The 24,645-nt window shown below is 42.4% G+C and carries 21 protein-coding genes; 9 read left to right on the forward strand and 12 right to left on the reverse strand.

Annotated features, from left to right (window positions below; translation table 11 throughout):
• Positions 1-970: 970 nt before the first annotated feature.
• From yfaE to nrdA, 3 genes are all read right to left on the reverse strand, one after another.
• Positions 971-1,237, reverse strand: coding sequence for a class I ribonucleotide reductase maintenance protein YfaE (yfaE, locus tag Q4486_RS01395; protein WP_303416010.1), 267 nt, complete (start codon positions 1,235-1,237; stop codon positions 971-973).
• A gap of 11 nt (positions 1,238-1,248) precedes the next feature.
• Positions 1,249-2,400 (reverse strand): class Ia ribonucleoside-diphosphate reductase subunit beta, encoded by a 1,152-nt coding sequence (gene nrdB, locus Q4486_RS01400; protein ID WP_231867914.1) that lies wholly within the window; start codon positions 2,398-2,400, stop codon positions 1,249-1,251.
• A 73-nt stretch (positions 2,401-2,473) separates the two neighbouring features.
• On the reverse strand, positions 2,474-4,738 hold the full coding sequence (gene nrdA / locus Q4486_RS01405; protein ID WP_303416009.1) for a class 1a ribonucleoside-diphosphate reductase subunit alpha: 2,265 nt from the start codon (positions 4,736-4,738) through the stop codon (positions 2,474-2,476).
• A gap of 589 nt (positions 4,739-5,327) precedes the next feature.
• Between nrdA and Q4486_RS01410 the strand changes: the two genes are divergently transcribed.
• Positions 5,328-5,537 (forward strand): DUF2788 domain-containing protein, encoded by a 210-nt coding sequence (locus Q4486_RS01410; protein ID WP_067862302.1) that lies wholly within the window; start codon positions 5,328-5,330, stop codon positions 5,535-5,537.
• 60 nt (positions 5,538-5,597) lie between these two features.
• Here Q4486_RS01410 and Q4486_RS01415 read toward each other — a convergent pair whose 3' ends face one another.
• Positions 5,598-6,113 carry a HugZ family protein gene (locus Q4486_RS01415; RefSeq protein ID WP_303517794.1) on the reverse strand — a complete coding sequence of 172 codons (516 nt, stop codon included), beginning with the start codon at positions 6,111-6,113 and terminating at the stop codon, positions 5,598-5,600.
• Between the two features lie 231 nt (positions 6,114-6,344).
• Between Q4486_RS01415 and Q4486_RS01420 the strand changes: the two genes are divergently transcribed.
• The 5 genes from Q4486_RS01420 to Q4486_RS01440 all read left to right on the forward strand — a co-directional run bounded on the left by Q4486_RS01420 (position 6,345) and on the right by Q4486_RS01440 (position 12,012).
• The gene (locus Q4486_RS01420; RefSeq protein WP_303416007.1) at positions 6,345-6,770 is read left to right on the forward strand and encodes a hypothetical protein; all 426 of its coding nucleotides are present in this window, start codon (positions 6,345-6,347) and stop codon (positions 6,768-6,770) included.
• A gap of 75 nt (positions 6,771-6,845) precedes the next feature.
• Positions 6,846-7,694 (forward strand): 3-deoxy-8-phosphooctulonate synthase, encoded by an 849-nt coding sequence (gene kdsA, locus Q4486_RS01425; RefSeq protein WP_303416006.1) that lies wholly within the window; start codon positions 6,846-6,848, stop codon positions 7,692-7,694.
• 200 nt (positions 7,695-7,894) lie between these two features.
• Positions 7,895-9,916: an SUMF1/EgtB/PvdO family nonheme iron enzyme gene (locus Q4486_RS01430; protein WP_303517797.1), complete on the forward strand. Its 2,022-nt coding sequence runs from the start codon at positions 7,895-7,897 to the stop codon at positions 9,914-9,916.
• A gap of 89 nt (positions 9,917-10,005) precedes the next feature.
• A complete protein-coding gene (locus Q4486_RS01435; RefSeq protein ID WP_303517800.1) occupies positions 10,006-11,421 on the forward strand; it encodes a DUF4139 domain-containing protein in 1,416 nt (471 codons plus the stop codon).
• 3 nt (positions 11,422-11,424) lie between these two features.
• The gene (locus Q4486_RS01440; RefSeq protein WP_303517802.1) at positions 11,425-12,012 is read left to right on the forward strand and encodes a tRNA-uridine aminocarboxypropyltransferase; all 588 of its coding nucleotides are present in this window, start codon (positions 11,425-11,427) and stop codon (positions 12,010-12,012) included.
• A 15-nt stretch (positions 12,013-12,027) separates the two neighbouring features.
• On the opposite strand, the gene Q4486_RS01445 is transcribed toward Q4486_RS01440, so the two are convergent.
• On the reverse strand, positions 12,028-12,498 hold the full coding sequence (locus Q4486_RS01445) for a tetratricopeptide repeat protein (RefSeq protein ID WP_303416001.1): 471 nt from the start codon (positions 12,496-12,498) through the stop codon (positions 12,028-12,030).
• A 203-nt stretch (positions 12,499-12,701) separates the two neighbouring features.
• On the opposite strand from Q4486_RS01445, the gene cysK reads away from it, so the two are divergent.
• Complete coding sequence (gene cysK / locus Q4486_RS01450) at positions 12,702-13,670, forward strand: cysteine synthase A (RefSeq protein ID WP_303517804.1); 969 nt, start codon at positions 12,702-12,704, stop codon at positions 13,668-13,670.
• A 112-nt stretch (positions 13,671-13,782) separates the two neighbouring features.
• Here cysK and Q4486_RS01455 read toward each other — a convergent pair whose 3' ends face one another.
• Positions 13,783-13,980 (reverse strand): hypothetical protein, encoded by a 198-nt coding sequence (locus Q4486_RS01455; RefSeq protein ID WP_067862320.1) that lies wholly within the window; start codon positions 13,978-13,980, stop codon positions 13,783-13,785.
• 132 nt (positions 13,981-14,112) lie between these two features.
• A complete protein-coding gene (locus Q4486_RS01460; protein ID WP_303415999.1) occupies positions 14,113-15,039 on the reverse strand; it encodes a Dyp-type peroxidase in 927 nt (308 codons plus the stop codon).
• Between the two features lie 198 nt (positions 15,040-15,237).
• Here Q4486_RS01460 and Q4486_RS01465 point away from each other — a divergent pair, with 198 nt between their 5' ends.
• A complete protein-coding gene (locus Q4486_RS01465; protein ID WP_303517806.1) occupies positions 15,238-16,083 on the forward strand; it encodes a DUF547 domain-containing protein in 846 nt (281 codons plus the stop codon).
• Between the two features lie 276 nt (positions 16,084-16,359).
• A complete protein-coding gene (locus Q4486_RS01470; protein WP_303517809.1) occupies positions 16,360-18,285 on the forward strand; it encodes a bifunctional diguanylate cyclase/phosphodiesterase in 1,926 nt (641 codons plus the stop codon).
• 58 nt (positions 18,286-18,343) lie between these two features.
• On the opposite strand, the gene Q4486_RS01475 is transcribed toward Q4486_RS01470, so the two are convergent.
• The 5 genes from Q4486_RS01475 to Q4486_RS01495 all read right to left on the reverse strand — a co-directional run bounded on the left by Q4486_RS01475 (position 18,344) and on the right by Q4486_RS01495 (position 24,643).
• Entirely contained in the window at positions 18,344-18,799 is a 456-nt protein-coding gene (locus tag Q4486_RS01475) for a DUF1294 domain-containing protein (protein ID WP_303517811.1), read from the reverse strand.
• A gap of 551 nt (positions 18,800-19,350) precedes the next feature.
• Positions 19,351-20,367 (reverse strand): extracellular solute-binding protein, encoded by a 1,017-nt coding sequence (locus Q4486_RS01480; protein WP_303517814.1) that lies wholly within the window; start codon positions 20,365-20,367, stop codon positions 19,351-19,353.
• Between the two features lie 30 nt (positions 20,368-20,397).
• Positions 20,398-21,084, reverse strand: coding sequence for a Fe2+-dependent dioxygenase (locus Q4486_RS01485; RefSeq protein WP_303415994.1), 687 nt, complete (start codon positions 21,082-21,084; stop codon positions 20,398-20,400).
• Positions 21,078-22,223, reverse strand: a complete 1,146-nt coding sequence (locus Q4486_RS01490; RefSeq protein WP_303517816.1) for an alpha-hydroxy acid oxidase — start codon at positions 22,221-22,223, stop codon at positions 21,078-21,080. Before Q4486_RS01490 ends, Q4486_RS01485 begins: the two co-directional genes overlap by 7 nt.
• 77 nt (positions 22,224-22,300) lie before the next feature.
• Positions 22,301-24,643: a TonB-dependent siderophore receptor gene (locus tag Q4486_RS01495; RefSeq protein WP_303517819.1), complete on the reverse strand. Its 2,343-nt coding sequence runs from the start codon at positions 24,641-24,643 to the stop codon at positions 22,301-22,303.
• Between the last annotated feature and the right edge of the window lie 2 nt (positions 24,644-24,645).

Below are 24,645 nucleotides of genomic sequence, written 5' to 3' on the forward strand. Positions count from 1 at the left end.
GAAAACAAATTTAGACTTATAAAGAAGGTAAAAAAAACCAGAACCTGATTTGAGGGGAACTTCATCCTTAAATTCCTGTGCAGACTGAGCAAACTTTACAAAAAACAACAAGGTTGTTAAAAAGAAGGAACGTCCTTATGAGTATCGAGTACAAAGATTACTCTTTTAACCAAAAAACTCAATAATTCTTTACAGTTATGCATGAAAAATACTCAACTTTACTGGTATTAACCCATCAATTTCATACCAAAAATGTAACACCGATAGCGACCCTAGCCTCCATTGCACCGCGACTATGCACCCTATGATCTTAGAGCGTAACATCGCAATAATATAGAAAATTCAACCGCTACATGCCATTATCCACACCAATAATGTATAGCGAATAAAGCTTACACCTAACGCACGACACAACACCGTAACGCTAATAAAATAGGCAGCTGACTAAAAAAATTCAGCCACGCCTCTCCCGTTACTTGTAGTACCTGTTTTTGTAGTATCAACACACGTTTAGAGAAACGCCCTGTGAAAATACCCATAGGACAGATCGAACCATCAAAAAATGGGTCACTAAAATACCCTCTATCCTGAAGGAAAAGGGCGTAATCCTAGGTAGCATCAGGATCAAAAAACAGCCTCGGGTATGAATATTTCACGCAAAAACCTATAAACCGTTTACCCACACATACTGTGGATAACTTAGTGCATAGTTTTGGGGTAGATTGCTCAAACACACAAATTACCTTGCTTCGAGCTAATCGTTTACTTTTTAATCCAACAAAAATTAAACCTTTAATTTCAACAAGTTAAACAAATCAATAAAAATTTATCTATTTTTTAAAAGTAAGACCCGCACACTTGACAGTTTATTTTTTAGCCTGTGCAAAAGAAACGAGAAAAACGGTGAAACCCGAGAGTAACACCGCTAAATAAATGACAACTTAAAAAATTATAATCGTGAAGGCTAAAATCAGTCTTCCGGCAGTTCTAGTTCTATATGCGTTTTAGGAATACAGCAGCAAGTTAGAATTTCATCATCCTGAAGGTCTAGTAAGCTTTCTTGCACATATTCAACTTCACCTTCGATTAAGCGCACTTTGCAACAACCACAATAACCGCCACGACAGTTGTAAGGTGCAGGTATCTCTTGAACCTCAAGCGCATCCAACAACGTAGTTTCATACTGATAATAAAAAGTATGGTGGTTATTAACTTTGATCCTTGATGGGCCAGCCATGTAATACGTCCTTATAGATCAAAGCCGTCAAAATCATCATCGCCCATTTCGTTGTCAATTTGACCAACTAAGTATGAGCTTATTTCTGCTTCCTGCGGTGCAACCTGAACATTGTCACTCACCAACCAAGCATTCATCCAAGGGAGTGGGTTTTGACAAGCAGGGAAGATCTCTTCTAAATTCAGCGCTTTCATACGAACATTTGTAATGTACTCTACATAGTCCGATAAGATTTTAGCGTTTAGACCAATCATTGAACCTTCACGGAATAAGTATGTTGCCCAATCTTTCTCTTGTTGGGCAGCTTCTTTAAAAATCCCATAAACTTCAGGCTCGCATTCCTTCGCAATCTCTTTAAATACAGGATCATCTGCACCAGATGCCATAATATTCAACATATGCTGAGTCCCCGTTAGATGAAGTGCTTCATCACGAGCAATCAGTTTAATAATTTTAGCGTTACCTTCCATAATAGCTCGCTCTGCAAAAGCAAAAGAGCAGGCAAAACTTACATAGAAACGGATCGCTTCAAGTACATTGATAGAGACCAAAGTTAGGTAAAGCTTTTTCTTCAAATTGCGTAACGAGGTGTCAAACACTTTACCATTAATGGTGTGCAAACCTTCGCCATGAATACTGTAGGCACTGGAAAGGTTAATAAACTCATCATATAAACGTGTAACGGAATCAGCGCGGCGAATAATTTCGGGATTCGTTACGATCTCATCAAAAACCTCTGAAGGCTCAGTAATGATATTACGAATAATATGAGTATAAGAGCGACTGTGGATCGTTTCACTAAATGCCCATGTTTCAAACCATGTCTCTAGCTCGGGCAAAGACACAACAGGCAAAAATGCAATATTAGGTGAGCGCCCTTGTACAGAATCTAGCAAGGTTTGATATTTCAAGTTACTCAAAAAGATATGCTTTTCATGTTCCGGCATATTTATAAAGTCTTTACGGTCAGTAGATAGATCTACCTCCTCAGGACGCCAGAAAAATGAAAGCTGCTTTTCGATTAACTTTTCAAAAATTGGATATTTCTGCTTGTCATATCGAGCAACGTTGACGCTTCGGCCAAAAAACATCGGTTCTTTAGTTGCATCATGAGTACTGTGACTGAACGTGGTGTACGCCATCGATATATTCGTTCCTGAAATTTTATAATTATGGCGCCTGCAATATAAGGATTACAGGCGAGCTCTACCTATCTGATCGGGGAATGCATGCGGATTAAAGCTTGCATGCTCCACCTTCACACCCAGTATCATCCGCTTGATCTGAAGCACCGTCGCGCGTGTTGTGATAATACAAAGTCTTAACCCCGTATTTATAAGCCGTCAATAAATCCTGTAACAACTGCTTCATCGGCACTTTATCATTTGGGAAACGGGAAGGATCATAGTTGGTATTTGCAGAGATCGATTGATCGACAAACTTCTGCATAATCCCCACCAACTGTAGATAGCCTGTATTATTAGGAAGATCCCAAAGTAGTTCATACTGTTCACGCAACTCAGTATATCCAGGAACAACCTGTTTCATGATCCCATCTTTACTTGCCTTCACAGAAACGTAACCACGCGGTGGCTCGATACCATTTGTCGAATTAGTAATCTGAGAGGAAGTTTCACATGGCATTAACGCCGTTAGAGTACTGTTACGCAGGCCAAACTCACGTATATCTTCGCGTAAGGTTTCCCAGAAGTAATGTAACGGCTCTTCACAGAACTCATCCACTTCACGCTTATAGGTATCAATAGGCAGAATACCCTTCGAGTAAACTGTCTCATTAAATTTTGGACACGCACCACGTTCTTTAGCCAATACATTGGAAGCCTTAAGCAGGAAGTACTGTACTGCTTCAAATGTTTTGTGCACTAAACCATTAGCTGAACCATCTGAATACTTAACACCGTTCTTCGCTAAATAATAAGCAAAGTTAGTCACACCTACACCTAGAGGACGGCGATTCATTGTCGATGTATGGGCCGCAGGAATCGGATAATCTTGATAATCCAATAAGTTATCTAAGGCGCGTACAACCAGATCAGCAAGATTCTCTAGCTCACTAAGGTCATTAAGAGCACCTAAATTAAAAGCAGACAAAGTACAAAGCGCAATTTCACCTTCTGGATCATTTACATGCTGCAAAGGCTTAGTTGGCAATGCGATTTCAAGACATAGGTTGGATTGTTTAACAGGCGCGACAGCCGGATCAAACGGACTATGTGTATTACAGTGATCCACGTTCTGAATGTAGATGCGGCCCGTTTGTGCACGTTCTGCCGCTAAAATACCAAACAGTTCAACCGCTTTAATGGTTTCTTTACGGATGGATGGGTCGTTTTCATACTTAACATACAAGCGTTCAAACTCATCTTGATCAGCAAAGAATGCTTCATATAAACCTGGCACTTCATGGGGACTAAACAGTGTAATATCACCGCCTTTGATCAAGCGGGTGTACATCAACTTATTAATCTGCACACCGTAATCTAAATGGCGAACACGGTTTTCTTCAACGCCTCTGTTATTTTTCAATACCAGAAGTGATTCCACTTCTAAATGCCAAATAGGGTAAAACAGCGTCGCAGCTCCACCACGAACACCACCCTGTGAACAGGATTTAACCGCAGTCTGGAAATGCTTGTAAAAAGGTATACAACCCGTGTGATAGGCTTCACCGTTGCGAATCGGGCTACCTAGAGCTCGAATACGACCCGCATTAATACCAATACCTGCACGCTGAGAAACATATTTCACAATCGATGCAGACGTAGCATTAATTGAGTCTAAGCTATCGCCACATTCAATTAAGACACAAGAGCTAAACTGACGTGTTGGCGTGCGTACACCAGCCATAATTGGAGTAGGCAGTGATATTTTAAATAAAGACGTCGCATCATAGAAACGTTTGACATAATCCAAACGTGTATCAGCTGGATAATCGGCAAAAAGACAAGCCGCCACCAGCATATAAAGAATCTGTGGGCTTTCGTAAACTTCACCGGTAACTCGGTTTTGTACAAGATACTTCCCTTCTAACTGTTTAACAGCTGAATAGGAAAAGTTCATATCACGCTTATGTTCTAAGTAGCCATTAAGAACATCCCAATCTGCTTCTGAATAATCTTCTAGCAGATGCTTATCATAACGCCCGTCTTCAACTTGTTTTTTAACATGGGCATACAGGTGAGGAGGCTCATACTGGCCAAAGGCACGTTTACGCAGATGAAAAATAGCTAAACGTGCGGCTAAATACTGATAATCGGGAGAGTCTTCTGAGATTAAATCCGCAGCGGACTTAATAAGTGTCTCGTGGATATCGAAAGTACGCATACCTTCGAAAAACTGTAAATGTGCTTTTAATTCTACTTCAGAAGGTGATACGGCATTTAGTCCTTCCGCAGCCCAGATAACAACCTTATGAATCTTTTCCAGATCAACCAGTTCTTGGCGTCCATCCCTTTTCGTTACCATCAGATCTTGCTGCATGCGACCTTCCAATTTGAAGACTTTATAATTGTTAGTTAGTACGCTGTATTACGCTTCATAATGGGGCAAAAAATCATCCCTTTAAAAAGCGGAGCCTATAATAGTGCAGCTCTCAGCTTTTCTACTCTATTTATCCAGCCAGACACAACATGTAGTAGCGACAATGGCTCAAGACACTAAATATAGTGATCCCAGTGTTTATTGCAATACTTGATTTTGGGCTTTGGAGGGTGTAGGAACCATCAAATAAATGCTAAAACATCCATATAACGGGGCTTACAGCGAATCCATTACATAACCACCTAGATGACATTTTTTAAAAAAAAATTAATCAAAAAAGTAGCATCAAAATACGTGCCAAAAGCAAGCAAAAAATAATGTATTTCCCCAATCTTTTTGCTGGATCTTTATGCACTATTTTTAGTGTAATTTATCAGAGCAATCACCATATTTAAACCTTGATCAAACAACTTATTCAGGTTTATAGCACTGACCCTATTTAGCTACCGAAGTCAACCCAAGTACCCTTCACACTATCTTTATTATATAATTTGGGCCCACTTTTTAGCTTAAGCAATGAGGTAGCTATATGCGCTTGGCAGAAATTGAAAATATTGCACTGAATATAGGTCTAGTTGTCTTTGCAGGCTTTATCTTTTTTATTATCTACGACTTAGCAAAAAAATCGAAAGCAGGTAAGTTTGGCACCATCATCTTATTTTTTGCGCTTGGTTTAGGCTTAGCAGCCTTCTTAGTTAAAACAATTATTGTAGAGTTGATGGAGGGTGGCTCTTTCTAAAGCGTCGCTATCAATAGAGTGATAACAGAAAGAACCAAGAATCCTTTGCGACACTGGCAGCTAAGGTTTTTTCAACACAGCTTCTGATATATGTTCCAGCTCACCTGTCTTCGGCTTAACCACGTAAGCACTACCAAAGCCAACCACATACCGCCCCTCAATAGGCCGGAGACAAAAAAGGTGAAAATCAGGCAAACTTCTTAACATACCAACGACATTACCAAACTTTTTTTCTAACTTATCGAGCAGCAATGGATAATGACTCTCACTCGAGAGCATTTCATGGGCTTCACATTTAAACGTCAGACGTTCGCGAGCAAATAAGTTCCGGCTTCCTTCTTCATCCGCAATAAACATCACAGAGGCTAAAGGGTTACGTAATAGGTTTTGTGTATGGGTTGCCAGCTCACTAATGAAAATATAAAAACTCCCCTCCTCATCACGCACAAAAGGCGCATAGCTAATCTCTGGAAAATCCTCCCCCAAAGTTGAGAGTAATAAGGTACTATTTGCTTGCTGTAAATTTCTACAATTAGTCTCCAGCAACATTAACTTGTCAGACTCAACATCGCTCATTGCCCGCTCTCCCATTCAACTTAAAACCATAAATCTCTTATAAAAAAAGAATTTACTATTAAAACTCCTCCATTATGGTCGATACTATAAGTGGAATACATGAAGAAGTCCTGCTAGGTTTTTGAACGATTACATTGTTTTCGGTCTAAACCTTAAAGAAACCGCAGGTTCATTAATCGCGTAGGGTTGCTATCAACAACTACGCTGACAATGTTGATCAAGGTGTTTGTCATGGGCGAGCAAAAAATGTTTATCCGCCATCCAGATGAGTTTCCTATAGAACTTGATTTACAAGAGTCACATCAGGCTATATCTGATACATCTCAACTCCAATTAGTTTGCCACTCAGAAAAACCTTTCCACTCAGGTGAAGCTATCGCCATAAAAATACCCAGCATTGCATCACAACTGGAAGTAAGTGGAACAATTGATAGCTGTGAAAACACACCTAATGGCTACGAACTAGGCATCACATTTAATGGTTCTGATGCTCTAAATAGAATTCGTATGCTTGAACAACTATGCTACATACAACGCTATCGCAACCATGTACTCAAGGTTGAGGGGCGCACAATCTCCAATCAAGATGCAGCTTTGGAGTGGATAGGAAAATATGCGCATCTTTTCCCCTGCGTAGAAGATCCAGTCGACTCATAACAACTAGATCAGTTGTTGTCATTATAGATAGGGTTATAATGCTTCTTTTCCAGTGATGATGGACGATTGATAGCTATGCAGCAAAAAACCATAACGGTCGCAAACATTGAAATAGCCAATGACAAACCTATGGTGCTATTTGGTGGTATGAATGTTTTAGAATCCCGTGATTTAGCAATGAAAATTGCCGAGCACTACGTGGAAGTTACGACAAAACTCAACATCCCTTACGTTTTTAAGGCCTCTTTCGACAAAGCCAACCGCTCATCTCTCACATCTTTTCGTGGCCCTGGCCTTGATGAAGGCCTAAAAATATTACAAGAAATTAAGGAAACCTTTAACGTTCCCTTAATTACCGATCTGCATGAGCCCTATCAAGCCGCTCCTGTTGCAGAAGTTTGCGATATTATCCAGCTACCAGCCTTCCTCTCTCGTCAGACTGACCTTGTTGAAGCAATGGCTAAAACCAATGCAGTAATCAACATAAAAAAAGCACAATTCCTCGCACCTCAAGAGATGAAACACATTTTGCATAAATGCGAAGAAGCCGGTAATGATCAACTCATTCTCTGCGAGCGCGGTTCAAGCTTTGGCTATAACAACTTAGTAGTGGATATGCTCGGTTTCTCCATAATGAAAGAGTTCAGCTATCCAGTCATGTTTGATGCCACCCATGCATTGCAAATGCCTGGTGGGCGCGCCGATTCCGCCGGTGGCCGCCGAGCACTGGTTGCGCAACTTTCTCGTGCAGGTTTATCGCAAGGTATTGCAGGGCTCTTTTTAGAAGCTCACCCAGATCCAAATCAAGCTAAATGCGACGGCCCTTGCGCTCTTCCTCTCAGCACACTGGAACCTTATTTAGCGCAAATGAAAGCGGTGGATGAACTAGTAAAAAGCTTCCCCCACTTAGATACCTCTATATAAAAGCGCCTGACCTTGCTATAAGTCCTATATATGACAAAGAAATAAGCCCATTATTGAACTATGGGCTTACTCTTTTATAATTCATTGGTTAGCTAATAAACCTCTTATCCAACTCAGCACCAGACTATTAGCTACTGACTTATTGCTACACTCTTATCGATGATAAGCGTATGAAAACTAAGGATAGGTTTTAATTTTCCATGAGTGATACTGCAGATTCAATTTATCAGTCGTTACAGGAAGGCACTATACTGGGGCCTGAGCATCACCGCTTTCAACTGATAGGTAATAGCTCAACACACCTTGTTGGCCAACTATGGCAGGCCAAGGATATTGATGTTGCCGGTAATCCGCTTGTTACCCTCTTGATTATCAACCCCACCCTCCTAAAACAAACCAGTTTTGCCGAAGGGATTAAAAAGCATGCAGCTCTAAGCAAACAACTGCAAAATAAACATATCGCAGAATGCTATGGGTTTTTCCCTCACAAAGGCGGACTACTACTCCTATCCTATGAAAAACTGGATGGCCTAACACTTAACGGATTCATTAAAGCGGGACAGCAGCTTCAACTAGCTCAACGGCTAGGTCTACTCCGACAGGTCGCTTACGCTGTCGATATGAACTTCCAAAAACTACGAAGCCCACACGCATGTTTATCGCCTGATGCTATTTATATAAATCGTAAAGGCGGGGTTAAACTGACCTTATCTGCCTTAAGAGAAGCACTAGAATCAATTGCAGATCTACTACCAGCACCTCCCAGCTACAAAGCATATCAATCTCCTGAAGCCTTCCATCCGGGCAAACTGACACGCAAAACTGATGTATATGCTTTTGCCGCTATCATTTACGAAGTCTTTACCGGCAAGCCCCCCTTTGATGTCAATGAGTCGGAAGCAGATCGGGTACGGAAGCAGTTAGAACAACCAACAGATTTAGACGATGAACAATGGGAAGAGCTCCAAAAAGCATTTTCCACTGATACCGAGGAACGTTTCGCTAGCTGCACAGAGTTAATGAAGGCTATCTTCCCACCCAAGACTGAAGAAGAAAGCAACGATGAGTCAGTAAAGGAACAACCTAACGCAGCAATGGAAAGTGAAACAGACGACGAGAATAGCTCACCCTCATCTATAAAAGACAAGCTAAAAAGCACAGCTAAACGATCGATAAAGCTATTAACTGCACCTCCCAAGCTTGTAATTTATACACTGATCGGCTGCTGTATTTTTATTGCTGGTTATCTATCAGGCTGGGCTGTCTCAGAGTTAATCAACTTTAAAGAAAAAGACTTCCAAACTTTACAAATAGCCAAACAACAAGAAGCTTTACAGCAAATGTACGACTCTCTACAAGCTCAACAAGAGATACAAAACCGAGCCGAGCAAGAGCTAAACGACGCATTACAAAACAACTCATTACTTGAACAAAAATTATTATCTGCCCAGAAAATGCTAAAAGCAGCAGAACCTGACACACCGGGCCAACAAATTTTTAAAGATCAGATCGACAACACAACCTACGGCCCTGAGATGGTGTTACTACCCTCCGGCGAATTTCGTATGGGTGATCAAGCAGGGATTGGAGACGATAACGAAAAACCTGTGCATCTTGTTAAAATCCGTAAACCTTTTGCCTTATCACGTTTTGAAGTGACTTTTGCTGAATACGATACCTTCGCCAAAGCAACTAAACGTCCTCTACCTGACGATGAAGGCTGGGGCCGAGGCAACCAGCCAGTAATCAATGTAACTTGGCGGGACGCCTCTGCCTATGTCGAATGGCTTAGCCACGAGACAGGCCATCCTTATCGCCTCCCAACCGAAGCAGAATGGGAATACGCGGCACGAGCTGGAACCCTGAGCACTTACTGGTGGGGGGATGAACTCAAACCTAACATGGCAGTCTGTTCCGGATGCGGTAGCGAATTTGATGGCGTTAAGCCTATCCCAGTCGGCAGCTTCCCCGCTAACCATTGGGGTCTACACGACATGACAGGAAATGTTGATGAATGGGTGGCAGACTGTTACACCAACAGCTACAAAACAACACCTAGAAATGGCTCAGCTTATACGGAAAAAGTTTGTGAAAGCCGAGTTATGCGAGGGGGTTCTTGGTTTGAGATTGATCGTTTAATTCGACCCGCCAGCCGCTACCGACATCCAGTAGACTCAAAACGTAACAGCTGGGGCTTTAGAGTCGCACTAGACTTTGAATAAAGAACGGAACGCTTTAGAGCAACAACCAGAAAGCCTAGGTTCATTCTAACATTGATAGATTAGGGACTCGTTCTCAGGGAATATTCCATATGCCAATTAACAAAATCAGTCTTGCTCTTTGCCTCGCGGGATTCACCGTTTTATCCGCGCAAGCCACTACATTACAGATAAGCTCTGAACAGAGAGAATCTATCGACCTAACCTTATACAACCAAAATTTAGGTTTAGTCCGTGAAACTCGCGAATTACCCCCTTTAAAAACCGGACAATCGGTGACCCTTGAAGATGTAAGCAAACAGCTACAAGTCGAAAGCTTACGCATAGACAATGCCGGTAAAATACTTGAGCAAAACCTGAATACCAACCTGCTTAACCAACAGAATTTACTGCAACATTTTGTTGGCAAAGAGCTAAAACTTGCACGCTTAAATCCCGTATCCGGAAAAGAGATTATCAGCTCAGTGAAATTGCTGAGCATCGATGGCAGCCGCGCATTGATTAAACGTAATAACAGTTTTGAAAGCATCCCTCTAAATAACGGCTGGCGTTTTATTTTTCCAAACCTGCCAAGCCAACTACTAGCTAAACCAAGCGTAAGTTTCCGTTCGTCTGGCACATCTAAAGCCCAACTAACAGGTATAAGCTACCTAACGAGCGGATTAAGTTGGGACATGGATTACGTTATGACGCTTAACGAAGCGGGCACACAAGTCACCCTTGATGGTTTAGCCAGCCTAACAAACAACACTGGTACTGATTTTAAAGACGCTCAGATCTCTTTAGTGGCAGGAGACTTAAATAATCCAGGCGCTCGCCATGCAACCGCACTGCAAGAAGATTTCTCTAATATGGTAATGGCTCGCGGAGCCGCCGCACCTAAATCACTAAGCGGAGAAAGCATTGGCGATTTCCATCTGTTTAGTTTGCCGCGCAAAGTAGATCTATTAAATGGCCAAGTAAAACAGGTATCCTTCCTCACCGCAGAAAAAGTGCCCGTCAGCCGTAGTTATGATTATGAATTTTTGGTTTACCCAACACTGGAACGTAACCAGCATCGCGTTAAACCTAACTTAACCCTCAAATTTTTGAATGATCAAAAATCTCACTTAGGTATGCCGCTACCGGCAGGAAAAATCAGAACCTTCAGCCCTGATAGCAAAGGCCAACTTCAGTTTATGGGCGGCAGCAGTATCAACCATACAGGGGAAGGGGATGAAGTCGAAGTAACTCAAGGCAAAGCCTTTGACCTATCGATCCACCGTAAACAGATCCACTTCAGCACAGTGTTTAATGGTTTTAAAGTGGGACAAGAACTTCGCATTACTAACAGCCGCTCCACCCCTGCGGATTTAGTTATGACGGCAAACTTCCCTCTCGTTTGGGAGATGGAAAGCAGCAACATCGAGTTCGAAAAAGTACTTGGCGGCAGTGCCCAATGGAAAATAAAAGTCCCTGCAAAAGGAGAAAAGGTTCTTCGCTTCCACGTTAAGATGGAGAAACGATAAGCCTTGCTGACTCATTACTGCTCTGGCTGCGGCCTTATCTCAAACTGGTGCTGTTGCAGCCAGAGCAACCCTACAACCAGTCGCGTAAAGCTTGTGCTCCTTCTCCACGAGAACGAACCCTCAAGACCCACTACCACTAGCAAGATCATCTTAAATACCATTCAAAACACCCAAGCTTATCTGTGGAAACGAAATGAACCACCACTCGAGCTAATCCAACAGATCGAAGATAAAAACACTGATGCTTGGCTACTCTTTCCCGCCGACAGGGAAGAACTTAAAGTTCGGCAACAGGAAATAAAATTGAATACTGGGCGTGAAACCCTAATTATTGTGCCCGATGGCACATGGAAGGAGGTCCGAAAAATTGTCCGAAAAAGCCCTTGGTTAGATCAATTACCTCTTCTAGCCTTTGATCCCAAAACACCCAGTAGATATGACCTAAGGCGAAATCCCGACACGGATCATTTATGTACAGCAGAAACTATCATCGAACTGCTAAAGCTGTGCGATGAACTTAGCCCTGCCACACAGCTGACCCAAGCCTTCGATGCATTTATCACGCACTATAAACAATCAAAGCGTCATTAAGGGTAAAACCGCCTTTTATAACAGCGACTGCTTCGCTCGCCAATAATCGGCTTTAAGGGGATCAGCTACCTGCTCTAGCTCTCCTTGAGCATAAGTATCGACTAAACGTTTTATAGCTAATTGGTGTCCCTGCTCCGCCGCTTTAGTGTAGAAACTTAGCGACTTTTCAGCATCCGGCTGAAAATAATGTTCATATCCATTCTCAAAGATACGCCCCATCTGATACTGCGCTTTTTCATCACCCTTTTCCGCAGCTTGTTGCAAATATATTCCACCCTGAATCCGGTTTTGTATACCATCCCCTTTAAAGTGCAAAAGATGCCCATAAACGCTCAATGCTTTTTTATGACCATTATCAGCGCAGAAGCGAAACAGTTTCATAACGAAGTTGTGTTTTTTAAGGGATTTTTGCTGTATAGACGAACGAAATAAAGCATAAGCGACCACAAAAACAAGCGGCGCTAACAGCCTCGAAATAAAGCGCATAACCTTCTCCTACTACAACATCCAGCAATTAAAAAGCCATAATATCAACTACCGGTAATCTTATGGAGAAAAACTTCATCTAAAAACCACTTGATACAATATATGCTTCTACGCTAAAACTTATATTATCAATCAAACATAAAAATCAGCGCTTATATTCATTTTAGATATATAGGCCATCAAAAGGATTCTAGGGTAGCAAAATGAAAATTTACGAAGATAACTCCCTTACCATTGGTAATACGCCGCTAGTACATCTTAAGCGCCTCGCTCCTAGGCTAAATATTTTCGGTAAAATTGAGTCCCGCAACCCTGCAGGTTCTGTAAAATGTCGTATTGGCGCTAACATGATCTGGTCTGCAGAAAAAAGCGGCGTTCTTAAACAAGGGATAACTATGGTTGAACCCACCAGCGGCAATACCGGTATCGCGCTGGCATTCGTAGCAGCCTCCCGTGGTTACGATATTATATTTACGATGCCATCCTCCATGAGCCTTGAACGCCGTAAAATCATGAAGGCACTCGGCGCCAACATTGTCTTAACTGAACCAGCAAAAGGCATGAAAGGTGCTATTGATAAAGCACAAGAGATTGTAGATAAAAACCCTGATACTCATATCATGCTGCAACAATTTGAGAACCCAGCCAACCCGGAGATCCACGAAAAAACAACAGGTCCTGAAATCTGGAACGACACCGATGGTACGGTGGATGTTGTTGTTGCAGGTGTAGGAACCGGCGGAACCATTACCGGCATATCCCGTTATATTAAAAACCAGCAAGGTAAAGCAATCACCTCTGTTGCGGTAGAACCGGTTGATTCACCCGTTATTTCGCAGACACTTAATGGCGAAACCGTAAAACCCTCTCCCCACAAAATCCAAGGGATTGGCGCTGGCTTTGTGCCTAAAAATCTAGATTTGGCATTGATTGATCAGGTCGAACAAGTCAGCAATGAAGATGCAATTGCAACCGCTAAACTGTTAATGGAAAAAGAAGGTATTATGGCAGGCATCTCTTGCGGCGCAGCGGTTTGTGCAGCTATGCGTGTGGCAGAACAACCAGAACACGCCAATAAAAACATAGTCGTTATTTTACCGGACTCCGGTGAACGCTACCTATCTTCTGCCCTATTTGAAGGCATGTTCAGCGATAACGAATCGGTTCAATAAATAAAACGGCCGTAGCACACTTGCAGACACAAAAAAGCCGGATGAGATAACAGATCCGGCTTTTTACTATCATTTCAAAGATATCTACGATCGCTTAATTACTAACAACTACCTAATTAAGCAATTTCCGAATATCCGCATGGGAAGGGAACACCTCTAAATGATCCGCATGCACTTCATGGTCACTGCTTTTAAATACGTTGTACCACTTCGCTCTACGCTGCTGTCCCTGATAGCACCCATTTACTTCATAATTCTCGCCATCTACCGCTAAAATAGCGATAGTGCGTACATGTATATCCGTCTGCATTTTATTCTCTGACCCGTATTGTAATTTTTATACTGACACCCTAGTACAAATCCTACAAATTGCAAGAAATAGAACAAAAAACAGACAAATAAATAAACAGAATGTAGTAAAACTACAATTCTCCTAAATACTCTATCCGTTGATATTTTCTAAAAACACACGTGAAGGCGCAAAGAATGCCTGCCCAGTTACCGCTCGGGTATATTTTAACAGGTGATCGGTATGACCTTCACCATCCCCTTCCACCATACTTTTTAACATGAGCGTAAAGTTTTTCGGCGTACAGCAGTAACTCGCAAAAAGAAGCCCACACTCCTGTGTATCACCATAGGGCATGCTATGGCGAAGAATCTCAATAGAATTTCCATCGCTGTCTTTTAAGGACGTCCTTTTAGTGTGAGCCGTAAGTGCCTTATCTGTAGAGGCGAACTCCACATTATCCTCTTTTGTTCTACCGTATGTCTCTTCCTGCTTTTTTACCGGCTGTTTATTCCAATAGGCCATATTGTGAACATAACGCTGCAGATGAATATAGGAACCACCCGCAAAGTTTTGATCTTCCTCTCCAACAACGGCAACCCCTATTCGATCATCACCTTGTGGGTTTTCAGTTCCATCGACAAAACCGGTGAAGTCGCGCATATCAAAATATCTAAACCCATCGACCTCCTCAACTACCTGAACCGCATCCCCTAACTCAGCACAGAGCTCCCGTGCTAGCTGAAAATTGAGATCTTTCCTTTCTGAGCGTATATGGAAAAGCAGATCCACCGGCGTATTAGGTGCAACATTCTCACCATTTTCAAAACTAGGAAACGCAGCTAACTCCGCCGGCGCCCCAGTATCGATGATTTGTGACCAATAACTACTGCCTATCGCCGCCACTAAGCACAACCCCGCCTCAGGTTCTAACTGGTTATACTTTTCCTCAAGCGCTGTAACATCCGCTAAGACCTGCTTAACACGCTGTTTAGCACCTTCGTTGCGCGTTTGATTTAACGTTAAAAAAAGTGCTGAACGATTCGCCTCAGCCACTATCCCCTTTTGATACAACGCCATTACTCACCTCTTTATCAAAATAACTTCGTTTAAGTATAAAACCAATACCACCAAGTCACATTAAAGATCATGGATTAATTCACTAATAACAGCTACTACCTAGTGACAGACTATAAAAAATCATTAAAAAATTTTGAATTTTGTCATCAAAATAGAGTCTTAAGTACAAATGAATAGTTAAATAGAAGAGTTCACCCCATGAGATTCATAAAGACAGCGCTACTATGCCTAGTAGCCCTAACCACCACACTTTCCATAAACACTTATGCCGCACCAAAGTCAGAGCTCTGGGAATACTGGTTGCAGCACGATCCACAGAGCAAGATGGTTATTAGTCATAATCCATGGAATCAGTTTCTTTCAACCTATGTAGAAACAAATAGCAACAGCAATACCGCCGTAAAGGGTATTAATACCCTCAAATATGCGAGCGTAACAGCAGCGGATAAACAGGCCCTAAAAAGCTATATTGCTACACTCACAGCCCTACCCATTAGCCAATATAATCGTAATCAACAGCGGGCTTACTGGATAAACTTATACAATGCACTGACCGTTGATGTGGTACTCGACCACTACCCCGTCAAATCTATTATGGATATCAAACTCTCAGGCTTATTCACCCGAGGGCCATGGAAGAAAGAACTGATTAGTGTTGAGCAGCAACCGTTAAGTCTCAACGATATAGAGCATCGAATTCTTCGCCCTATTTGGAAAGATCCTAGAACCCATTATGCCGTTAACTGTGCATCCCTTGGCTGCCCAAATTTAAGCACACAAGCTTATACAGCAGAAAACATGGAACAACAGCTAGAACAAGCAGCAACTGCTTTTATCAACCATCCAAGAGGCGTAGAAATCAAAGACGGTACGTTGATCGTATCAAGTATTTACAACTGGTTTAAAGAGGATTTTGGAGGCGATGACACTCAGGTAATTAAACACTTAGAACAGTACGCTAAAGAACCTCTCAAGCATCAGTTATCAACGGTACAAAGCATTTTTGATGATCAATATAATTGGCAATTAAATGAAGTTCGGTAACCATAAAAGTAAAGAGCCGAGCCATTACCCTGAAAAGTAAAGGCTCAGCCTCCCGTGATTTGAGGCAAAGGCCAACGATACACACTCAGCACCTCTAGACCGTGCTAGATCTATAGTAGGTGCTATTTACTTCTTAGAATGAATTGCTTTTTAAAAGCAACCTATTCTCGCTTTTCACTCATACTATGCTATAAATAATAGAGAGCTCGTTATAAGCCCGTTAACATTCAAAAAACACACTTATAAGTGCACACGAATTCTAGGGCACAATCATAAATGACATTGACAAATAGCGGGACCAGAAAGGCACTGCCCTTTTTAACACTTATTTTCTTTTTATTTTCTTTAGTATTGGTATGGAGCTTTTTCACTCTCAACCACAGCAACTATTTTCACCAGCTAAATATCCGTCACTTCAAACATACCGCTGAATTAACGGGGCTTATTTCTGCGCCTATAAAACTTTTTTCAACCGAAGAACCTCTAAATCTCGAGAAAATACGTCAAACTATTATTGATATTCGCAGGCAACCTATTGAGTGTTTATCAATAACCCGCTGGTCTGACCGAGTACTAATGAAATTGATTGGTACCGATTCTATAATCGCTATTTGTGAAAATGACCTAATAATCGCTAACGAAACACTCGATGCTTTGACAGGCTACGAAAATGGCACAGTCAGCATACAAGCGCTACAAAACCAGTTAACAAAAGCCGTTTCTGAGTTTCAAAGCAACTCCATCAAATTTGAACACCCTGTAGAAACAACAATCAACCTTATAGCCAACGTTACCATCTGGTTGATCATACTCTCTTCAATCATCGTTTTGCTTTTAACCATATTAATATCCCGTGCAGTCGCGATCGTACTGACTAATAAGGAAAAGGCAATGAAGGCCCTCGCAAAGAGCGAGGAGCGTAATAAACAACTCGCTTACAACGATAGCTTAACAAGCTTGCCCAATAGAAACTCTCTAGACCACAAAATTAATACAGCGATTGCTAAATCATCTCGCAATAACTCACAGTTTGCGGTCATGTTTATAGATCTAGACCAATTTAAAGATATCAACGATACATTAGGTCATACCGTAGGTGATAAGTTACTCATTGAGATGGCAAAACGTATTACCAATACTGTACGAGCAAACGACTCAGTCATACGTTTTGGTGGAGATGAGTTTGTTGCTGTCACCGACTGCTTTGCAGATATTGAGATTATCGACTCTATTGCCCATAGAATTATCGATGCCATTAGCAAGCCCGTTAAACTAGACACCGTTGAATCATATATTACAGCCAGTATAGGTATTGCCTGCTATCCACAAAATGGTAGAAACAGCACCGTACTTCTAAAGCATGCAGATACAGCGATGTATCAAGCTAAAAATGCGGGTAAAAATCAGTACCAACCTTATGACAAGCGCTCAGCAACTAAGCAAAATCGTAAACTCAGCATCGTTCACCAACTGCACCATGCCATTAAAAATAATGAGTTCAGCCTTGCCTATCAACCAGTCGTTAAACTTACAGATGGCAGCACTGTAGGCAGTGAAGCACTTTTACGCTGGACAACCGCCAATGGTGAAACTATTGGGCCCGATGAATTTATACCCATTGCCGAGAACTCAGGACAGATTATTGATATAGGTAACTGGGTACTCGAACAAGCTTGCCTGCAGTGTAAAGTTTGGCACGATGCTGGAGCCATCAACCACGCAATGGCTATTAATGTTTCATCTCAGCAATTAAAAGACCCATTATTTTCTAAACGACTATCAGATATCTTAACCCGCTTATCCCTACCGGCTTCATCCATTCATATTGAAATTACAGAAAATAGCGTTATTACCGAAGATCAGAACAGCGTTACCACACTTCACGAGCTAGCCGAACTAGGTACTAAATTACTACTCGATGATTTTGGTACCGGTTACTCCTGCTTGAGCTATTTGAAAGATCTACCCTTTGATGTATTGAAAATCGACAAAAGCTTTATGCCTGCAAATAACACAATTGCATCCACAATTATTGCAATGGGGCATGAGTTAAATATGGAAATTATCGCTGAAGGGATCGAAACCGAGATGTGTTACGAGTTTTTAAACAACCTAAAATGCCAATATGGCCAAGGTTACCTATTCCAAAAACCTGTTCCTGCCAGCGAATTCAATATTTTCAAAAATTTCAGATCCAATTAGCACTCCTATATTGAGAGCAGACAATCTGAAACCCTGATCAAATTAAGTTCAAACAGACTTAAAGTGCAGAATGAAACTTAGTTAACACTAACAACATAGTGACAACCTCATTACTGCCGAACAGATCAACCAAAAAATACTCAAACCTATAAAGATAGATATGTAACTGAGTTGATCCATCAGGCGTATGCAGCCAAAAAACAAAACCTATATTGATCAAAAACGTAATATAAAACATCAGCCTAAAGCTCATCTTCTTAGTTTTATGACGCAACCGCTGCTGTGCAACCATAGCGCCAGGCCACCCTCCAAAGAGAGCTGATAAATGTAAGGTATTTTCAGGTACTCGCCACATTCCATTGATCGCCGCTTTTTTATCTTTTGCATACAGATAATAAGCCACCAAACTTGCCAGCAAATAGATCAAACCTAGTAACGCTGGCGTATAACCAAACCAATATGAATACACTAAACCGATAAACAACAGCAAAGTTGAGCAATAAAACGTCTTCATCATCTTCTCTTCAAAGCAACTCTATTGAATAGATCTTTTTTTAAAACCAGCCTATCCTAAATTACTCAGACTTTTTAGAGCACACAGAAAGTTGTTTCATGCTAAAACGATAAGTAACATTGACTATACGCCGCAACTCGGTTGGAAACTTATATCCACAAACAATACTCAAGCCTCTAAGCATTGTGATCGGATCACTCTTGCCGCCGCCAAAGCATATCCCGCACCACTCAAGGGACATCAAATGATGATCGCTAATGTGAATGAGGTTCCTGTTGGGCAGTAGAACCCCCCGCGGTTCTCATTAACCTACGTATAACATCTGATAACAAACAATCTGGGAGATGTACCGCAGAGGTCGTTTACTTACGCTGTCCAGCGCATAAAACAGATTTCACATACTGTCACCCTTAGACAAAAAAGCTAAGCCCAGCGCTATAGCAATCGCTTGCAGATAAAGCAGAAAAGGTGGAATTAAACACTCTCTCGCTAAAACAAATAAAAGCCCATTCTGGGCTTTTATTATGTACAGTAAGACTGCCCAAAACCTGTTATGGATAGCCTGCTTCTTTTGCTAGTTTTTGGGCTGTGTGTAGATGCATACCTATATTAGATAGATTGGTTGTATCCATCTTAAATTTTCCGAGCCTCGCCACTTCCCTTGCTGGGTAGACATCTGGATTAGCTGGGTATTCCATGCTTAGCTTGGCATAAGTAGCTTGCGGCTCTTTAGTGGTTAGCCACTCTAAAAAGTCGATCGCTTGGGCTTGATTAGGCGTATTGGCGACTACCGCCGCGCCCGTAATATTTACATGAGTGCCCGTCCCCTTTTGATCCGTCCAAAAGAGTTTTAGCTTGGTATCCGGCTCCTGTCTTTTAAACCGTATAAAGTAATAAGAGTTCACAATACCTACATCACAACGACCTTGGTTAATCGCATCAAGCACCTGTATATCTTCGCCGAAAGGCGCCACGGCTAAATTATCCACCCAACCGCGCATAATCTGAGCAGTTCTTTCTTCCCCTTCATGCTTAGCTAACATCGCGACGAAGGCTTGAGTATAAGCTGACTGAGAAGTGAGCAAGCAGAGTTTAGCTTTCCATTTAGGAGATGCTAAATCACTGTAACTGCTTAGCTCACTGGCCTTAACTTTGGCTGGGTTGTAAACAATTGTACGGGCCCTACTGGCAAAACCAAACCAATCCTGTTTTGGTGATGTAAGATGGGCAGGTACGTTCTCTGAAAGAGTGTTTGATTGAACCGACGCTAACAACCCTTTCTCTGACGCCATCCAGAAATACTCAGCTCCTGAAGCGATCATCAGATCAGCTTTTTTAATCTCTGCTTGCGTACTTTGCGCTTCATTTTCTAGACGTGAAATCAGCTCCACTGCAGGGCTGACAAGATAGTTAACGGCTACGCCAGTTTCTAATGCATATTCATTTAATAGAGGTTTTATATAACTGGCATTACGTGATGAATACACCATGAGATCTGCCGCCAGACTAGCAGTTGAAAGTAGAGGTAGCGCTAAGGCCGTAGCAAGTAAGCTATATTTAAATCGCATTATTAAATCGCCTATAAGAAAATCAAAAAGTTAAGAAGGTTTTGCCCATTGGCGTAGCAAGTTGTGATAAATCCCACTTAGCTTTACCACTTCCCGATGAGTTTGGCCCAGCTCAACTGAAAGCTGCTGTACCGATTGATCTAAGTCGAAGAGCATTTCCCGTTGCTGGATATCGCTCACTAAGCTTTGAATCCAGAAGAATGAAGCGACCCGCACACCTTTAGTGACCGGCGTGACCTGATGTAAACTGGTGGAAGGATAAAGCACCATATCACCCGCTGCGAGCTTTACGGTTTGTGCGCCATATTGCGTTTCAATGCTGAGCTCGCCTCCCTCATACTCATCAGGTTCAGCAAGAAAAATCGTTGCAGAAAGGTCGGTTCGTAGAGTTTGGTTGGTCTCAGGTATCTGCATTAACGCCGCATCTACATGTGCACCGTAAGTCTCATTCTCGCTATAACGGTTAAACTTAGGTGGGTAGATTTTGTCCGGCAGCGCAGCCGAAATAAAGGTCGGATGCTGCGATAAGGCACGCACAATATGATGCCCTAAGCTGATAGCCGGCTCTCTACTATCATCTAGCTGCTGGTTCTTTTTTACCTTACGCGCAATACTGCCCGCAGTTTGACTGCCCGCTTGCCAATTAGCGCTATCTAGATGTGTTCTGATCTGCTCTACTTCAGCCTTAGACAGCAACTCTGGAATGGTAATTAACATTCATTTCTCCGGCTTAAATTTGATGATTCCGTCGTAAGATCGGCCAGCCTAATGTCATTGATCGTGGCGCAACCGGTCATCGCCATAGTGAGCTCAAGCTCCTCTCTTAATAACTTGATCATATGCGCAACACCTAAAGCGCCGGCGACACTGAGTGCATAAACCTGTAACCGCCCGATAAGCACTGCATCAGCGCCTAAAGCAATGGCTTTAAATATATCGCCACCAGAGCGAATACCGCTATCTAACAACAATGGAAAACTATCACCGACCGCTGAACGGATAGCAGGCAACATGGAGAGGCTAGCAGGCACACCATCTAATGTTCGACCGCCATGGTTAGATACAATAATACCGGCAGCGCCTAAGGCTTTTAATTCGAGGGCATCCTCACTATGCAAAACCCCTTTTATCAATACAGGTACAGGGCTGTTTTCAAGAAGCCACTGTAATTGTTCTCGCGAAGGGAGGTTTTGCATATAACTGTGAAAAATATGACTTTGATTTCCCACAGAGGATGATCTACTAGCCGCTTTCTGATCAACTAAATTGGCGGCAATAAGGTCGGCAGGAAATGTGAATCTAGCCCGCTGGGCTCGCATACTGGGCTGCTGAATAGCGGCATCTAAAGTCACAACTATAGCTCTATAACCTGCCGCCACAGCCCGCTTTAATAAGTGTTGGGTATCTTTAAAACCCGGCTGAAAATAGAGCTGAAACCACCGTTCTGACCCAGCCTGTTCCGCTATCTGCTCCAAGGTCATGGAAGATAGTGTGCTCGCCACTATGCAGCTATCCGTCGCTTGGGCTGCATAAGCTGCTGCTTGCTCTCCTTGAGGATGAACTAAGGTTTGATAAGCAACAGGGGCTAATAATATGGGGTGCTTAAAACTCTGTCCCAGCAACTCAGTTGCTGTAGAGCCTTGCTCAACATCACGTAGAACGCGTGGAATAAAAGCGACCTTAGCAAAGGCCTGTTGATTTTTGGTTAAAGTGACATCATGCCCACTGCCTCCCGAGATATAAGCAAAGCGATCTTGGGGGATAAAGTCCGGTGCGAGTAACTCATAATCCTGAGCAGATAAAATCTCAGGGGGAATATAGTTAAGCGTTTCTAGAATTTTTCTGGGTTCGTACATATATCATCACTTATAAAAAACAGGGCTACTATAGTAGCCCTGCCAAAAGAAATATCCGAAGGGGGGGGATACTAACTTTAGAAGCTATATTCCATCGTTAGCTGAACATTCCTTTTATCACCAATGTAAGTGAATGCACCTGAACGATAAGCAGCTAGGTAGTAATCTTCATCAAGAAGATTGCCTACATTTAATCTAAGCAGCATATCGCGATTAACTTTATAAGACGCAAACGCATCTAATACAGTGTATCCAGGAACACCCCTCTCTTCGTTAGCCGCGGTATCTGGCTGACCTGTATAACGAACACTTTCGTAAGTTGCTGTACCGCCGAAAGCAAAAGCTTGAGTCGCTTGATATCTAAGATGTAAAGAGGCAGATTTATCAGCAAAGTTAGCTAAAGTTTTACCTACATTATCTTCGATAATAGATTCTTTCACTTTAGCATTCATCAATGCGATACCGGCCTGAACACTCAGTTTATCGGTAAGATTACCGGCAATGCCAAGCTCAATACCTTCTACTTCGTTTTTACCTGTATTTAAAGTACCGACAGTTGAATACGAATCACCGTCTGAAGACTCCATCACATCACTCTTTGTGATACGGAAGAGCGCTGCTGTTGCTAGCAATTTATCATCATTAAAACGCCATTTAGTACCAAGTTCCCAGCTGTCTGTTTTTTCTGGATTACCCAAAACAGGATTAGCGCCTTCGGCACAGATACCACCATAACCACAACTTGTACCTACGTCCGATTCACCACCATTGAGGTTAGTCGCCGTTGAGAAACTCGCATAAACATTCGCTTTAGGGTTAATTTTATAACTTGCCCCTACATGACCATTCCAGAAACCATCTTCATTGATGAAATCTGTCAACTCACGACCTGTGCCCGGATCATAATTGGCTGTCGTTTTGTAGTCATAGTAGTCGTAACGCAAACCACCAAACACTGTCCACTTATCCGTTATATCTACTGTATCCATCATGGAAAGGGAGATGGTTTTTATATTCCAATCGGAATCCCAATCACCTTTAGATATATCGCGCTGGAGCAATGAGTTAACATCCGAAACTTCAGCACCACTAGCATCGTTTAGGCAATATGCAGCACCGGGGCCTCCACGACCAGAGGCGAAACAGTTCGACGCTCCTGTGGCCGTATTATCATACACACCATTAAGTACTTGCTGATCGGTATACTCTAGGCCAAATACAAGCTCATGGTTTAAACCACCCAGCTCACGGTCCATCAACAGGTTAAACTGGTTAGCAAAATACTCAACTTCCTGCCAACCTTGGTGGGTACTTAAAGTAGCTGAACTATATCCATTAGTGTCATTCGTTGCATCGAGCAGTGTAGGGTAAGCGGTAGTACCACGCGCGCCGGTTGTTACATAACCGTTATCGGTTGTGCCGTAACGGGTCAAGTTAACAATACGTGTATCCGGATTAAGTTCATAACCTATACGTAGTGTTGCTGTATCAACCTCGGAATCAAGAAAGTCTTCATTTTGAAGATACACAGGGATATTAGCTACCGGTTGTCCATCCCCTGAGGTATCAAGGTAGGTACCTAAATCCGGTTTATCATTACCTTCAAAGTGGTAATAATCAGCAGTAATTTCTAAATCATCACTTGGTTGATGAGTAATCGAGAAGGCTGCACCTTTACGCTGACGATCAGCGGGCGCACGATCGGGCACATCCTCTTCTGCATGCAGGATGTTAGCTCGAATTGCCGTATCATAGTTAATAACTTGGTTCGTATCTAAAGATAGGCGGTGCTGGTTATCAGTACCAATGCCGGCTGAAAGTTTAGTGAAGTCGTATTCAGAACTTGCACGTTTAGTCGCAGAGTTCACAGCACCACCCGTTGTACCACGGCCAGCAAAGCTAGAACTTGGCCCTTTACTAATCTCAACCTGCTCAGTTGCAAAGCTTTCACGGATTGTCATGCCAGGATCACGCATACCGTCGACAAAAACATCACTGCGGGCTTCATGACCACGAATCACATAACGGTCACCAAACGCGTTACCATTTTCACCCGTGCCTACAGTAATACCCGGCTGTCCATCAAGGATCTCGCGCAGATCTGTGCGCCCAGTATCAGCAAGCTCTGTTGCTGTAAGTACAGTAATTGTTTGCGGTGTTTCCGCTAGGTCACGCGTACGGCGAGGGTCTGATAGTCGTTCAGCCAAATAAGGAGAGCCTGGTACGGCATAAGGATTAGTATCTGGAGTGACGGATTCTTCAACGGTCAGCTTATCGAGGGAGATTGTTTCCTCTGCAGTAGCTACACCAGCCATCAAGGTACCTGAAATTGCTAAGGCTAAAGTACCTGGGGTAAAGGCGCTTTTCTTTCCTATATTTCGCTCTATGCTAGAGGGCTTTTTTGTATTGGCTTGATACATTA

The organism is Neptuniibacter sp. 2_MG-2023, assembly GCF_030547495.1.
In the GTDB taxonomy this organism is placed as follows: domain Bacteria; phylum Pseudomonadota; class Gammaproteobacteria; order Pseudomonadales; family Balneatricaceae; genus Neptuniibacter.

Bases quoted from the DNA above. Each gene is read 5' to 3' on its own strand.
- kdsA (WP_303416006.1), top strand. From the start codon at position 6,846: ATGCAGCAAAAAACCATAACGGTCGCAAACATTGAAATAGCCAATGAC.
- Q4486_RS01470 (WP_303517809.1), top strand. From the start codon at position 16,360: ATGACATTGACAAATAGCGGGACCAGAAAGGCACTGCCCTTTTTAACA.
- yfaE (WP_303416010.1), bottom strand. From the start codon at position 1,237: ATGGCTGGCCCATCAAGGATCAAAGTTAATAACCACCATACTTTTTAT.
- Q4486_RS01415 (WP_303517794.1), bottom strand. From the start codon at position 6,113: ATGAGCGATGTTGAGTCTGACAAGTTAATGTTGCTGGAGACTAATTGT.
- Q4486_RS01495 (WP_303517819.1), bottom strand. From the start codon at position 24,643: ATGTATCAAGCCAATACAAAAAAGCCCTCTAGCATAGAGCGAAATATA.
- Q4486_RS01475 (WP_303517811.1), bottom strand. From the start codon at position 18,799: ATGAAGACGTTTTATTGCTCAACTTTGCTGTTGTTTATCGGTTTAGTG.
- Q4486_RS01455 (WP_067862320.1), bottom strand. From the start codon at position 13,980: ATGCAGACGGATATACATGTACGCACTATCGCTATTTTAGCGGTAGAT.
- Q4486_RS01460 (WP_303415999.1), bottom strand. From the start codon at position 15,039: ATGGCGTTGTATCAAAAGGGGATAGTGGCTGAGGCGAATCGTTCAGCA.
- Q4486_RS01465 (WP_303517806.1), top strand. From the start codon at position 15,238: ATGAGATTCATAAAGACAGCGCTACTATGCCTAGTAGCCCTAACCACC.
- Q4486_RS01430 (WP_303517797.1), top strand. From the start codon at position 7,895: ATGAGTGATACTGCAGATTCAATTTATCAGTCGTTACAGGAAGGCACT.
- Q4486_RS01485 (WP_303415994.1), bottom strand. From the start codon at position 21,084: ATGTTAATTACCATTCCAGAGTTGCTGTCTAAGGCTGAAGTAGAGCAG.
- Q4486_RS01435 (WP_303517800.1), top strand. From the start codon at position 10,006: ATGCCAATTAACAAAATCAGTCTTGCTCTTTGCCTCGCGGGATTCACC.
- Q4486_RS01410 (WP_067862302.1), top strand. From the start codon at position 5,328: ATGCGCTTGGCAGAAATTGAAAATATTGCACTGAATATAGGTCTAGTT.
- Q4486_RS01480 (WP_303517814.1), bottom strand. From the start codon at position 20,367: ATGCGATTTAAATATAGCTTACTTGCTACGGCCTTAGCGCTACCTCTA.
- Q4486_RS01420 (WP_303416007.1), top strand. From the start codon at position 6,345: ATGGGCGAGCAAAAAATGTTTATCCGCCATCCAGATGAGTTTCCTATA.
- Q4486_RS01445 (WP_303416001.1), bottom strand. From the start codon at position 12,498: ATGCGCTTTATTTCGAGGCTGTTAGCGCCGCTTGTTTTTGTGGTCGCT.
- Q4486_RS01490 (WP_303517816.1), bottom strand. From the start codon at position 22,223: ATGTACGAACCCAGAAAAATTCTAGAAACGCTTAACTATATTCCCCCT.
- nrdA (WP_303416009.1), bottom strand. From the start codon at position 4,738: ATGCAGCAAGATCTGATGGTAACGAAAAGGGATGGACGCCAAGAACTG.
- cysK (WP_303517804.1), top strand. From the start codon at position 12,702: ATGAAAATTTACGAAGATAACTCCCTTACCATTGGTAATACGCCGCTA.